The following is an 11,865-nucleotide window of genomic DNA, read 5'->3' on the forward strand; positions in this document are numbered from 1 at the left end:
GTCCGCGTGGGAAAATACCCGCATGAACGCGTTCAACGTCAGCGAGCACATGCAGACCCTCGGCCTGCAGGCAAAAACCGCCGCATTCCTCATGGCCCGTGCGGATGCAGCTACCAAAAACAGAGCATTGAAGGCCCTGGCCAGGCGCCTGCGCGAAGCCGGCCCGGGCCTGGCCGAGGCCAACGAAAAGGATCTGGCGCGCGCCACGGCCGCCGGCCTGTCGGCGCCGATGGTCGACCGCCTGAAGCTCACGCCCAAGGTCATCGAGACCGTGGCCCTGGGCTGCGAGCAGCTCGCCGGCATGGCCGACGTGATCGGCGAGATCATCGGCATGAAGCAGCAGCCCAGCGGCATCCGCGTGGGCCAGATGCGCGTGCCGATCGGCGTCTTCGGCATGATCTACGAGAGCCGCCCCAATGTGACCATCGAGGCCGCGAGCCTGGCCATCAAGAGCGGCAACGCCGCCATCCTGCGCGGCGGCTCGGAGGCGATCGAGTCGAACAAGGCGCTGGCGCTGCTGGTGTCCGGGGCGCTGGCCGAGGCCGGCCTGCCGGTCGATGCGGTGCAGCTGGTGCAGACCACCGACCGCGAAGCCGTGGGCCAGCTCATTGCGATGCCCGAGTTCGTGGACGTGATCATCCCGCGCGGCGGCAAGGGCCTGATCGAGCGCATCAGCCGCGATGCCAAGGTGCCGGTCATCAAGCACCTCGACGGCAACTGCCACGTCTACGTGGACGACACGGCCGAGTTCGAGATGGCGCTGCGCATCGTCGACAACGCCAAGACGCAGAAATACAGCCCCTGCAATGCGGCTGAAGGCCTGCTGGTGTCGGCGGTGGTGGCGGAAGACTTCCTGCCGCGGATCGCCGCCATCTTTGCGGCCAAGGGCGTCGAAATGCGCTGCGACCCGGCGGCGGCCCGCATCCTGCGCGCCGATGATGCATTGGCCGGCTCGGGCGCAAGAATCGTCGATGCGGTCGAGTCCGACTGGTCCGAGGAATACCTTGCCGCGGTGATCAGCATCAAGGTGGTCGAAGGGGTCGACGAGGCCATTGCGCACATCAACCGCTACTCGAGCCACCACACCGACGCCATCGTCACGCGCGACCATGTGCATGCACAGCGTTTCCTGCGCGAGGTCGATTCGGCCAGCGTCATGGTCAATGCGAGCACACGCTTCGCAGACGGTTTCGAGTTTGGGCTGGGGGCGGAAATCGGCATCAGCACCGACAAATTCCATGCGCGCGGGCCGGTCGGCATCGAAGGGCTGACCTCGCTCAAGTACGTGGTGCTCGGGCAGGGCGAAGTGCGCAGCTGATGCACCGGAAGCGGGCGGACTGAACCAAGTCCGCTCTACGTAGTCTTGTCATTGGGGCGGCCATCCCCAAATCCTACAATTCCGCTCTACCTTTCAAGTACAAATCCAACAAGGCCGCCGCATGGTTCCGCATCTCGTCACCGCCCTGACCGGCCCGATCAACGAACTGGAACAGCGGGTACTCGACTCGACGCCCGCCATCGAGCGCTGGTTCCGGCTCGAATGGATGGAGCACACGCCGCCGTTCTACAGCGCGGTCGACATCCGCAACGCGGGCTTCAAGCTGGCGCCGGTCGACACCAATCTCTTCCCCGGCGGCTGGAACAATCTCACCAAGGAGATGCTGCCGCTGGCGGTGCAGGCCGCGCAGGCCGCCATCGAGAAGATCTGCCCGGAGGCGCGCAACCTGCTCGTCATTCCCGAGAACCACTCGAAGAACACCTTCTACCTCGCCAACGTCGCCCAGCTGGTGCGGATCTTCCACATGGCGGGACTCAACGTGCGCGTGGGGTCGATCGATCCTGCCATCAAGTCGCCCAAGAAGATCGAGCTGCCCAACGGCGAAACCGTGTGCCTGGAGCCCGTGGTGCGCAGCAAGCGCCGCCTCGGGCTCAAGAACTTCGATCCCTGCACCATCCTGCTCAACAACGAGCTGACGGCCGGCACCCCGGGCATCCTGGAAGACCTGCACGAGCAGTACCTGCTGCCGCCGCTGCACGCGGGCTGGTCGGTGCGGCGCAAGAGCAATCATCTGCACAGCTACGAAGAGCTGTCCAAGCGCTTCGGCAAGCTGCTGGGCATCGACCCCTGGCTGATCAACCCGATCTATGCGCGCGCCGACGGCGTCGATTTTTCCGAAGGCCGCGGCATCGACGTGCTGACCAGCCATGTGGACGCGGTGCTGACCAAGGTGCGCCGCAAGTACAAGGAATACGGCATCAACGAGAAGCCCTTCGTCGTCGTCAAGGGCCATGTCGGCGGCGACGGCCCGGGCGTGGTCACGGTGCGCGACGCGAAGGAAGTCGAGGGCCTGGCCGGCAAGCCGCGCGGCGCCTCGGCGGGCAGCAAGGCGGCCGCGGCCGCCAGGGAACTGCGCGAGCCCCGCGAGGTGATCGTCCAGGAAGGCGTGCTGACCAACGAGCGCGTGCACAACGGCGTGGCCGAGCCGGTGGTCTACATGATGGACCGCTACGTGGTGGGCGGCTTCTACCGCGTGCATGCCGAGCGCGCCCCCGACGAGAACCTCAAGCTTCCGGGCGCGAGCTTCGTGCCGCTGGCTTTCTCCGAAAGCGCGCATCTGCCGCAGCCCGGCGCCAAGCCCGGCGCGAGTGCCCCGAACCGCTTCTACATGTATGGCGTGGTGGGCCGCCTGGCCATGGTGGCCGCGAGCTACGAAATGGAAGCCACCGATCCGGACGCCGAAATCTACGAATGATTTTCCGAAGCGGCTTGCGCGGGCGTCGGCCGGCGGCAAAATAGCGGCCCCACAGCAAAGGAAACAAAAGGGCGGAGGGGTGCGCGCGGCGGCTGGAAATTCCACCGCGGCAGCATCTCGGTGCGTGTGACGTCTGGTTACGCGAGCAGCCTCCCTTTTTCCCATCGACTTCGTGTCACCTCCCAAATCCTCTTCCGCCGCCGCCTTGATCATCGGCGCCATCGGTGTCGTCTATGGCGACATCGGCACCAGCGTGCTGTATGCAGTCAAGGAAGTGTTCGGCCACGGCCACCTGCCTTTCACTGTCGAAAACGTCTACGGCATCCTTTCGATGTTCTTCTGGACGCTCACCGTCATCGTGTCGATCAAGTACGTGGTGCTGGTGCTGCGGGCCGACAACGAAGGCGAGGGCGGCCTGGTCGCCATGCTGGCGCTGGCCTCGCGCGCGGTGGCCGACAAGCCCAGGCTGCGCCATGTGCTGCTGCTGGTGGGCATCTTCGGCACTTCGCTCTTCTATGGCGACGGCGTCATCACGCCGGCCATCTCGGTGCTTTCGGCGGTCGAAGGCCTCGAAGTGGTGTCGCCCCACTTCAAGCACTATGTGCTGCCGGTCACGCTGGTGGTGCTGTTCGGCCTCTTCGTGGTGCAAAAGCGCGGCACGGCGGGCATTGGCAAGTTCTTCGGGCCGATCACGCTGACATGGTTCATCGCCATTGCGGTGCTCGGCGTGTCGCAGATCATTCACCACCCCGAAATCCTCAAGGCGCTGAATCCCTGGTTCGCGCTGAAGTTCATGTGGGACAACCCGGGCACCAGCTTCATCCTGCTGGGTGCCACGGTGCTGTGCGTGACGGGCGCCGAGGCGCTCTACGCCGACCTGGGCCACTTCGGCAAGCGGCCGATCCGCGTGGCGTGGTTCACGGTCGTGATGCCGGCGCTCACGCTCAACTACTTCGGCCAGGGCGCGCTGCTGCTCGAGAACCCCGAGGCCGTGAAGAACCCCTTCTACATGATGGCGCCCGAATGGGCGCTCATTCCGCTGGTGCTGCTGGCCACGGCGGCCACGGTCATCGCGTCGCAGGCGCTCATCACGGGCGCCTTCAGCGTCACGCGCCAGGTCATCCAGCTGGGCTACCTGCCGCGGCTGAACATCGAGCACACGAGCGTGCGCACGGCGGGGCAGATCTACATTCCGCTGGTCAACTGGGGGCTGTTCGTGGCCATCGTGCTCGCGGTGGTCATGTTCCGTTCGTCGAGCAGCCTGGCCGCGGCCTACGGCATCGCCGTGACCACCGACATGCTGATCACCACGATCCTGACCTTCTTCGTGATCCGCTATGCCTGGAAGCTGCCGCTGGCGCTGTGCATTGCGTCGACCGCGGTGTTCTTCGTGGTCGACTTCCTGTTCTTCGCGTCGAACCTGCTCAAGCTGTTCGAGGGCGGCTGGTTCCCGCTGGTGATCGGCGGCGCCGTGTTCACCCTGATGATCACCTGGAAGGAAGGCCGCCGGCTGATGGGCGAGGTGCAGCGCGCCGATGCGATCGAGCTGAAGGCCTTTCTCGATTCGGTGTTCGAGAGCCCGCCCGCGCGCGTGGACGGCACCGCGGTGTTCCTCACCGCCGAACCCGGCGTGGTGCCCAACGCGCTGCTGCACAACCTGAAGCACAACAAGGTGCTGCACGAGCAGAACCTGTTCGTGACCGTGCGCAACCACGAAGTGCCCTGGATACCGATGGACAAGCGCATCGAGATCGAGGCGCTCGGCCACCATTGCTGGCAGGTCATCGTGCACTACGGCTTCAAGAACGACATCGACCTGCCGCGCGCGCTCGACAATGCGCGCCTGCGCGGCTGCCAGCTCGAGCCCATGACGACGAGCTACTTTCTCTCGCGCGACGTGGTCATTCCCACGCTGGGCAGCGGCATGGCGCCATGGCGCGAGAAGCTGTTCGCGCAGATGCACCACAACGCGAGCGGCGCCGCCGCGTTCCTGGGGCTGCCGAACAACGCGGTGGTGGAGCTGGGCTCCAAGATCGAGATCTGACCGGCCTCAGCCCAGCCCCAGCATCTGCCCCAGGCTGCGCTGCGAGGCGGGCCTGTCGAGGGCGATGTTCTTCTCGAGCACCACCAGGTGCTCTTCCATCAGTCGCACGGCCTCGTCCGCATCGCCGCGCGCAATCGCATCGACCACGTCCGCATGCTCGCCGTGCTCGCACGATGCATTGCCGGGCGGCTCGTAGAGCGCCACGATCAGCGAGCAGCGCGACATGAGTTCGGTCAGGTAGCGCTCCAGGATCGGATTGCGCGCGAGCTTGGCCACGCGCAGGTGAAAGGTGCTGGCCAGGCGCGCCCACTCGGGCTGCGCATAGCGGTGCATCGCCGCATGCTCTTCCTTCAGATGGCGCCGCAGTTCGGCGATTTCGGCGCGCGTGGCGTTGCGCACGGCCATGCGCACCAGCGCGGCCTCGAGCGCGCGGCGCGCCTCGAAGATCTGCCGTGTTTCCTCGGGCGAGGGCATGGCCACGATGGCGCCGCGGTTCGGCCGCAGCTCCACGATGTGGTCGTGCGCGAGCCGCTGCAGCACCTTGCGCACCAGCGCGCGGCTCACGCCGAACAGATCGCACAGCGATGCCTCCGGCAGCTTGGTGCCGGGCGCGAGGCGCTGGCTGGTCACGCCTTCGAAGACCGAGCGGTAGATGCGTTCCTCGATGTCCCCGGGGCCTTCGTTCCTTGCCGCGGCGCCGTCGGTAGGCGGCAGCTTGCGCCGGGCGGGTCGCGGTGCGGGGGCGGGCTTGGGCGGCGGGGAAGAGCGGGGCATGGCGCAGTCGATGAGAGAACCTGCCCATTATCGAGCGCGTGCGGCGCGTGCCGGGGCCTATGCAAAGTCCGCGGGCCGGTCCGCCGCAAGCTGCTGCATGTGCGATGCGATCGCACCCGGCGTGGTGAACCAGATGTCGCCGCGGTCGCGCGCGCGTGCCAGGTGCGCCAGCGCCGTGCGCAGGTGGCGCAGCCGGTAGGGTTGGCCGACGATGTAGGGATGCAGCGCGAGGCCCATCACCAGCGGCTGCGCGCGCGACTGCTCGCGCATCTCGTCGAAATTGTCGACCACCATCGCGCTGAAGTCCCTGGCGTCCATGAGGCGCCCGACGATCATCGGAATGTCGTTGAGCTCCTGCGGATACGGCACCGACCAGATCGAGCCGCCGCCGCGCGTGCGCATGCGCACCGGCTGGTCGTCGTGGCACCAGTTGAGCGTGTAGCCGTAGCCGGTCTCGGCCAGCAGGTCGGGCGTCACGGCGCTTTCCGAGATCCACGGCGACAGCCATCCGGCCGGTGCCTGGCCGCTTTCGCGCTGCATGCGTTCGCGGCAGCGCGACAGCAGTGCGCGCTCGTGCGCCTCGTCCCATGCGCCCTGGCGCTCCGCGTTGCTGTGGCCGTGGCCGATCAGCTCGTCGCCGCGCGCCACGCAGGCCTCGACCAGTTCCGGGCAATGGTCGTAGAGCGCCGTATTGACGAGCGCGCCCGCCGGAAGCGCCAGCGCATCGAACAGTTCGAGGCAGCGCCAGGCGCCCACGCGGTTGCCGTATTCGCGCCAGCCGTGGTTCAGCACGTCGGGCTGCGGCGAGGCCGGGCCGATGCATGCACCCAGGCCGTCGCCGAACGCGAAATGCTCGATGTTGAAGCCGATGTACACGGCCAGCCGCGCGCCGTTCGGCCAGGCGTAGTCCGGCCGCCGCGTGATCGGGCTGTAGCCGAAGCGGCCGTGCGTGGGAAGCCGTTCGGGCCAGCGTGCCGTCATGCGCCCCGCCTCACAGCACCGCCAGCCCGGCGCGCACCAGCAGCCATTCGGCGCTGTCGTTCCACACGTCCATGCGGCTGATGAGGCCGTGGCGCACCACGTAGCGGTCGACATAGCGGTTGCCCTCGAAGGCGGTGCCATCGGGCCAGGCGCCGTAGAGCGTGCCAAGGCTGTAGACCACGGTTTCCTCGGGCGTGCCGCCCGCCACCACTTCGGTGCGTTCGATCTTCTTCTTCACCCAGGCGTAGCGCTTCGCATTGAAGGCCGAGGTGTCGCCGGGCGCCTGCATTTCGCGATTGCCCGTGAAGCGGATGCGGATGTCGGGCGCAGTGAAGCGCGACGCCGATTGCGGGTCGGGAATCATCACGAGGCGAAGGAATTCGTCGACCACTTCGGCGGGCGTGGAAGGGCCCGGCAATGGTGGCGCATCGGAGGAAGCAGGCGTGTTCATGGGTTCTCCAGCATGTAGGCCATGGCGGTGCATGGCGGGAAGCACGGCGGTGCTGCAGCAATTCTCATGCCGATCGTCAACGTTAATGGCAAAGAATTGTCGACAATTTATATCGAAAATTGTTGACTTGGCATGGCGCTTGCATTCGCTCGATCCGCTCGCTTCGGCGAATCCCAATGCACCCTGTTGGGTGTGCCAACCTGCTGTCCCCATTCGATCAGGAGTCCGCCATGACCCGCCTCAACCGTCGCCATCTTTGCCTTGCCGCCGCTGCGGCCTGCCTCGCATCCGGCACCGCGTTCGCTGCCGATCCCATCAGGATCGGGCTTGTCACGGCCCTCTCGGGCCAATCGGCGCTGGCTGGCGAAGCCATCACGCGCGGACTCGCGGTGGCCATCGACGAGATCAATGCCAAGGGCGGCCTGCTCGGTGGCCGCAAGCTCGAACTGGTGCGCCGCGACGACGAGGCCAACCCCGCCAAGGGCGTGGTGGCCGCGCGGGAACTGATCTTCAAGGAAAAGGTGGCCGTGCTGTTCGGTGGGCTCGACACGCCGGTGTCGATGGCGATCGTGCCGGTCGCCAACCAGGAGAAGGTGCCGTTCATGGGCCCCTGGGCCGCGGGCACGCCGATCACGAAGAACGGCGCGAATCCCAACTACGCCTTCCGCGTGTCGGCGGTCGACGAGATCGTCAACGTCGGCATGCTCGACTACGCGCAGAAGAACTTCAAGGCAGGCAAGTTCGGCATGATCCTCGTCAACAACCCATGGGGCGAGTCGAACGAGAAGGGCCTGCACGCCGCACTCGCGGCCAAGGGGCTGAAGGCCGTGGGCGTCGAGAAGTTCGACGGCAACGACGTCGACGTGGTGCCCCAGCTCACGCGCCTGAAGGCTGCCGGCGCCGACACGCTTTTCATGGTGGGCAACGTCGGCCCCTCGGCACAGGTGGTGAAGTCGCTCGATCGCATGGGCTGGCAGGTGCCCATCGTCTCGCATTGGGGCCCCGCGGGCGGGCGCTTCACGGAGCTGGCCGGTCCCAATGGAAAGAACGTGCACTTCGTGCAGACCTACAGCTTCTTCGGCAAGCAGTCGCCGGTCGGAGAAAAGGTGATTTCCGCGCTCAAGGCCAAGTACCCGGCCATCAAGGGCCCGGATGACATCACGCCGGCCGTGGGCGTGGCCAATGCCTATGACGGCATGCAGCTTGCCGCGCTCGCCATCGCCGCCGCCGGCTCGACCGATGGCGATGCGGTGCGCCAGGGCTTCTACAGGATCGGCAAGTACGAAGGCCTCATCAAGACCTACGACAAGCCCTTTTCGCCTACTGTGCACGACGCCGTCACCGCGAGCGACTACGTGTGGGCCCAGTTCATCGACAACCGCATCCTGCCGGTGGGCATGGCCGCTGCGAAATAAGAGAACGGCACCGCGCGCAATGCTGCTTTCCGCATGGATCAGCGGGCTGGGGCTCGGAAGCATGTACGGGCTGATCGCCCTCGGCTTCTACGTCACCTTCGCCGTTTCGGGCACGGTCAACTTCGCGCAGGGCAGCGCGATGATGCTCGGCGCGGTCTTCACCTTCTGGTTCGCGCAGACGCTCGGCTGGCCGATGCCGCTGGCGGTGCTGCTCGCGCTGCTGCTTTGCGGCGTGTACGGGCTGGTGGTCGAGTTCGTGGCCGTGCGACCGTTCGCGAGCCGCGGCTCCGAAGCCTGGCTCATGGCCACGGTGGCGCTGGGCATCGTGGTCGACAACCTCGTGATGTTCACTTTCGGCAAGGAGCCGCGCAGCCTGCCGTCCTCCCTGGCACTGACGCCGCTGCAGCTGGGCGAGGTCGGCCTGGGCGTGTATCCGCTGCAGCTGCTGATCCCGGCGGTGGGCCTCGCGCTGGCTGCCGCGCTGCATGTGGTGGCGCGCCGCACGCGCTGGGGCATCGGCATGCTCGCCGTGGTGCAGAACCCGGCGGCGGCGCGGCTCATGGGCATACCGATCCGGCGTGCGGTGGCCGCGGCCTTTGGGTTGTCGGCACTGTTCGCGGGCGTGGCGGGGGTGCTGATTGCACCGCTCTTCAACGTGCAGGCGGACATGGGCACGCTCTTCGGCCTCAAGGCCTTTGCGGTGGCCATCCTCGGCGGCATCACGAGTGCGTGGGGCGTGATGCTCGCGGGCCTGCTGTTCGGGCTGGCCGAGGCGCTGATCACCGCCACCCTGGGCTCGGGCTACACGCAGATCCTGACCTTCGGCCTGGTGATCCTGGTGCTCGCGCTGCGGCCCCAGGGGCTCTTCGGGCGCGCGGCGGTGAAGAAGGTATGAGCCGCGCAACCGGCATGCGCTGGCCCGCGCTGGTCGCCCTTGCATTGGCCATGGCAGCGGGCGTTGCGCTCGCTGCCACCGTCAACGGGTACTACGTGTTCGTGCTTGCCAACGTCGCGCTGCTCGCGATTGTCGGCATCGGCCTCAACGTGCTGCTCGGGCTCACGGGGCAGATGTCGTTCGGCCATGTGGGTTTCTATGCCATCGGCGCGTATGCGGTCGCCGTTCTCACGAGCAAGGCCGGCTGGAGCTTCTGGATCGCCTGGCCGGCAGGCGCGCTCATCGCGAGTGCCATGGGCGCGCTGCTGGCGCTGCCGGCCCTGCGCGCGAAGGGGCCGTACCTCGCGATGATCACCATCGCCTTCGGCTTCATCGTGGAGCATGCGATCGTCGAGGCGCGCGATCTCACCGGCGGGCAGAACGGCATCATGGGCATTGCGGGTCCGGTGCTCGGTGGCCTGGCGCAGGGCGAGCGCGCCGCTGCCATGCTGGCGGTGCTCACGGCCGGCGTGGCGCTGGCGGCGTTCGCGCTGCTGTCGCGCGGCGGCTGGGGCGCGGCCATGCGCGCGGTGCGCGACAGCGAGACGGCGGCCGAATCCATCGGCCTCGATCCGCTGCGCATCAAGACCGTGGCCTTCGCGGTTTCCGCGCTGTGCGCGGGCGCGGCGGGTGGGCTGTTCGCGCCGCTCTCGGGCTTTGTCACGCCGCATACCTTCGGCTTTGGCCAGTCGATTCTTTTCGTGCTGGTGGTGATGATCGGCGGCGCCGGCTCGGTGGGCGGGCCACTGGTCGGCGCACTGGTCGTCGGCCTGCTGCCGGAAGTGCTCGCGAGCCTCGAGGAATACCGGCTGCTCTTCTTCGGCCTGCTGCTGCTGGTGGTGCTGTGGGCGGCACCCGACGGCGCCGCCGGGCTCTGGCGGCGCGCGGTGGCCCGTTTCTCGAAGCCGGCCGTGCCGTTGCCGGCTTCGGCGAACGAAGCCGCGGCGCTGCCGTGGCGCGGCACGGGCGAACCCATCAGCACCGAAGGGCTCACGATGCAGTTCGGCGGCGTGCGCGCGGTGAGCGGCCTGGCCTTCGCCTCCCGCGCGGGCGGCATCACGAGCCTGATCGGACCGAACGGGGCCGGCAAGACCACGGTGCTCAACATGCTGAGCGGCTTCTACCGGCCCACCGGTGGAGCTTTCCGGCTGGGCGGCACGGCGCTGCAGGGACTGCGCGCCTTCCGCATCGCGCGTGCCGGCGTGGCGCGCACCTACCAGACCTCGCAGCTGTTCGGCAGCCTGAGCGTGGAGGACAACGTCGCGCTGGCGCTCGGCCGCGGTGCGCTCGGGCCGTTGCTTGGTGCGCGCCGTTTCCGCTCGGCTGCCGCGCGCGCGCAGGTGCGGCAGTTGCTGGCCTTCTGCGGCTATGCGGGCTCGCCCGATGCGCCCGCCGCGGACCTCGCGCACGTCGACCGGCGGCTGGTGGAGATCGCGCGGGCCTTGGCCACCGCCCCGCAGGTGTTGCTGCTCGACGAGCCCGCGGCCGGCCTCTCGCGCGAAGACAAGGCGCGGCTCGCGCAATTGCTGGGGCGCATCGCGGCGGCGGGCATCGGCGTGCTGCTGGTCGAACACGACATGGCGCTGGTCATGGGAATCTCGGACCACATCGTGGTGCTCGATGCAGGCCACCGGCTGGCGGTGGGCGACGTGGCCGCGATCCAGTCCGACCCGGCGGTGCGCAAGGCCTACCTCGGCGAAGCGCTGGCGGCGGACGCCTCCATGGACAAGGCCCCGCGCGCCGTGTTGCCGGTCGACGCGCCCGAGCTGCTGGGGGTCGGCGCGCTCGTCGCCGGCTACGGCGCCGAGCCGGTGCTGCACGGCATCGATCTTCGCGTGCGCCGCGGCGAATTGGTTGCGCTGCTGGGCGCCAACGGCGCGGGCAAGTCCACGCTCATGCGGGCGCTGGCCGGGCTGCATCGCCCGGTTCGGGGCGGCATCCATCTCGAAGGCACCGAGCTCGCGGGCCTGCCGGCGGAGCGCATCGTGGCGCGTGGTCTGGTATTGGTACCCGAGGGCCGGCAGGTGTTTCCGGAACTCAGCGTGCGCGACAACATCCGGCTCGGGGCGTTTCTTGACAGCCGCGACATCGATGCGCGGACGGAAAGCATGCTCGAGCGCTTTCCGCGGCTGCGCGAGCGCCTGCACCAGCGCGCCGGCCTGCTTTCCGGCGGCGAGCAGCAGATGCTCGCCATTGCGCGCGGGCTGATGTCGAAGCCGCGCGTGCTGCTGCTGGACGAACCTTCGCTGGGCCTGGCGCCGAAGATCATCCTGGAGCTGTTCGGGGCGCTCGATGCGCTGCGCGGCGAGGGTCTCACGGTGGTGCTGGTCGACCAGATGGCGGCGCTCGCGCTGGCGCTGTGCGACCGGGCCTATGTGATCGAGGGCGGCCGCATCGTGGCAGAGGGCAGTGCATCCGAGATTGCCGCCGATGGCGCGCTTGCCAGGGCCTACCTGGGCGCGGCCTGAACCAGGGCCGTTGGGCGAAGCCGGGGCGTCCCCGGCACAATCGCC

At 67.9% G+C, this 11,865-nt stretch carries 9 protein-coding genes; 6 read left to right on the forward strand and 3 right to left on the reverse strand.

Annotated elements, in window-relative coordinates:
* Window positions 1-22: 22 nt before the first annotated feature.
* The 3 genes from EJO66_RS14395 (at window position 23) to EJO66_RS14405 (ending at window position 4,797) form a co-directional block, all read left to right on the forward strand.
* Window positions 23-1,318 carry a glutamate-5-semialdehyde dehydrogenase gene (locus tag EJO66_RS14395; RefSeq protein ID WP_124958503.1) on the forward strand — a complete coding sequence of 432 codons (1,296 nt, stop codon included), beginning with the start codon at window positions 23-25 and terminating at the stop codon, window positions 1,316-1,318.
* Between the two features lie 121 nt (window positions 1,319-1,439).
* On the forward strand, window positions 1,440-2,753 hold the full coding sequence (gshA, locus tag EJO66_RS14400) for a glutamate--cysteine ligase (protein ID WP_125965475.1): 1,314 nt from the start codon (window positions 1,440-1,442) through the stop codon (window positions 2,751-2,753).
* A gap of 172 nt (window positions 2,754-2,925) precedes the next feature.
* The gene (locus EJO66_RS14405; protein ID WP_124958505.1) at window positions 2,926-4,797 is read left to right on the forward strand and encodes a potassium transporter Kup; all 1,872 of its coding nucleotides are present in this window, start codon (window positions 2,926-2,928) and stop codon (window positions 4,795-4,797) included.
* A 6-nt stretch (window positions 4,798-4,803) separates the two neighbouring features.
* On the opposite strand, the gene EJO66_RS14410 is transcribed toward EJO66_RS14405, so the two are convergent.
* From EJO66_RS14410 to EJO66_RS14420, 3 genes are read right to left on the reverse strand one after another with little or no spacing between them, the layout of a single operon-like run.
* The gene (locus tag EJO66_RS14410) at window positions 4,804-5,571 is read right to left on the reverse strand and encodes a GntR family transcriptional regulator (protein ID WP_124958506.1); all 768 of its coding nucleotides are present in this window, start codon (window positions 5,569-5,571) and stop codon (window positions 4,804-4,806) included.
* 57 nt (window positions 5,572-5,628) lie between these two features.
* Window positions 5,629-6,552 (reverse strand): polysaccharide deacetylase family protein, encoded by a 924-nt coding sequence (locus EJO66_RS14415; RefSeq protein ID WP_124958507.1) that lies wholly within the window; start codon window positions 6,550-6,552, stop codon window positions 5,629-5,631.
* Window positions 6,553-6,562: 10 nt separating this feature from the next.
* Window positions 6,563-7,003, reverse strand: a complete 441-nt coding sequence (locus tag EJO66_RS14420) for a nuclear transport factor 2 family protein (RefSeq protein ID WP_125965476.1) — start codon at window positions 7,001-7,003, stop codon at window positions 6,563-6,565.
* A 230-nt stretch (window positions 7,004-7,233) separates the two neighbouring features.
* Here EJO66_RS14420 and EJO66_RS14425 point away from each other — a divergent pair, with 230 nt between their 5' ends.
* The 3 genes from EJO66_RS14425 to EJO66_RS14435 are packed head-to-tail and all read left to right on the forward strand — an operon-like array spanning window position 7,234 to window position 11,820.
* Window positions 7,234-8,418 carry an ABC transporter substrate-binding protein gene (locus EJO66_RS14425; protein WP_125965477.1) on the forward strand — a complete coding sequence of 395 codons (1,185 nt, stop codon included), beginning with the start codon at window positions 7,234-7,236 and terminating at the stop codon, window positions 8,416-8,418.
* A 19-nt stretch (window positions 8,419-8,437) separates the two neighbouring features.
* On the forward strand, window positions 8,438-9,313 hold the full coding sequence (locus EJO66_RS14430; RefSeq protein ID WP_124958510.1) for a branched-chain amino acid ABC transporter permease: 876 nt from the start codon (window positions 8,438-8,440) through the stop codon (window positions 9,311-9,313).
* Window positions 9,310-11,820, forward strand: a complete 2,511-nt coding sequence (locus tag EJO66_RS14435) for a branched-chain amino acid ABC transporter ATP-binding protein/permease (RefSeq protein WP_125965478.1) — start codon at window positions 9,310-9,312, stop codon at window positions 11,818-11,820. Before EJO66_RS14430 ends, EJO66_RS14435 begins: the two co-directional genes overlap by 4 nt.
* Window positions 11,821-11,865: the final 45 nt, after the last annotated feature.

The organism is Variovorax beijingensis (genome assembly GCF_003951285.1).
Classification (GTDB): domain Bacteria; phylum Pseudomonadota; class Gammaproteobacteria; order Burkholderiales; family Burkholderiaceae_C; genus Variovorax; species Variovorax beijingensis.

What these genes read in the sequence shown, in the direction of transcription:
- EJO66_RS14425 (WP_125965477.1), top strand. Translation starts at nt 7,234, where the DNA reads ATGACCCGCCTCAACCGTCGCCATCTTTGCCTTGCCGCCGCTGCGGCC.
- EJO66_RS14410 (WP_124958506.1), bottom strand. Translation starts at nt 5,571, where the DNA reads ATGCCCCGCTCTTCCCCGCCGCCCAAGCCCGCCCCCGCACCGCGACCC.
- EJO66_RS14415 (WP_124958507.1), bottom strand. Translation starts at nt 6,552, where the DNA reads ATGACGGCACGCTGGCCCGAACGGCTTCCCACGCACGGCCGCTTCGGC.
- EJO66_RS14420 (WP_125965476.1), bottom strand. Translation starts at nt 7,003, where the DNA reads ATGAACACGCCTGCTTCCTCCGATGCGCCACCATTGCCGGGCCCTTCC.
- EJO66_RS14395 (WP_124958503.1), top strand. Translation starts at nt 23, where the DNA reads ATGAACGCGTTCAACGTCAGCGAGCACATGCAGACCCTCGGCCTGCAG.
- gshA (WP_125965475.1), top strand. Translation starts at nt 1,440, where the DNA reads ATGGTTCCGCATCTCGTCACCGCCCTGACCGGCCCGATCAACGAACTG.
- EJO66_RS14430 (WP_124958510.1), top strand. Translation starts at nt 8,438, where the DNA reads ATGCTGCTTTCCGCATGGATCAGCGGGCTGGGGCTCGGAAGCATGTAC.
- EJO66_RS14435 (WP_125965478.1), top strand. Translation starts at nt 9,310, where the DNA reads ATGAGCCGCGCAACCGGCATGCGCTGGCCCGCGCTGGTCGCCCTTGCA.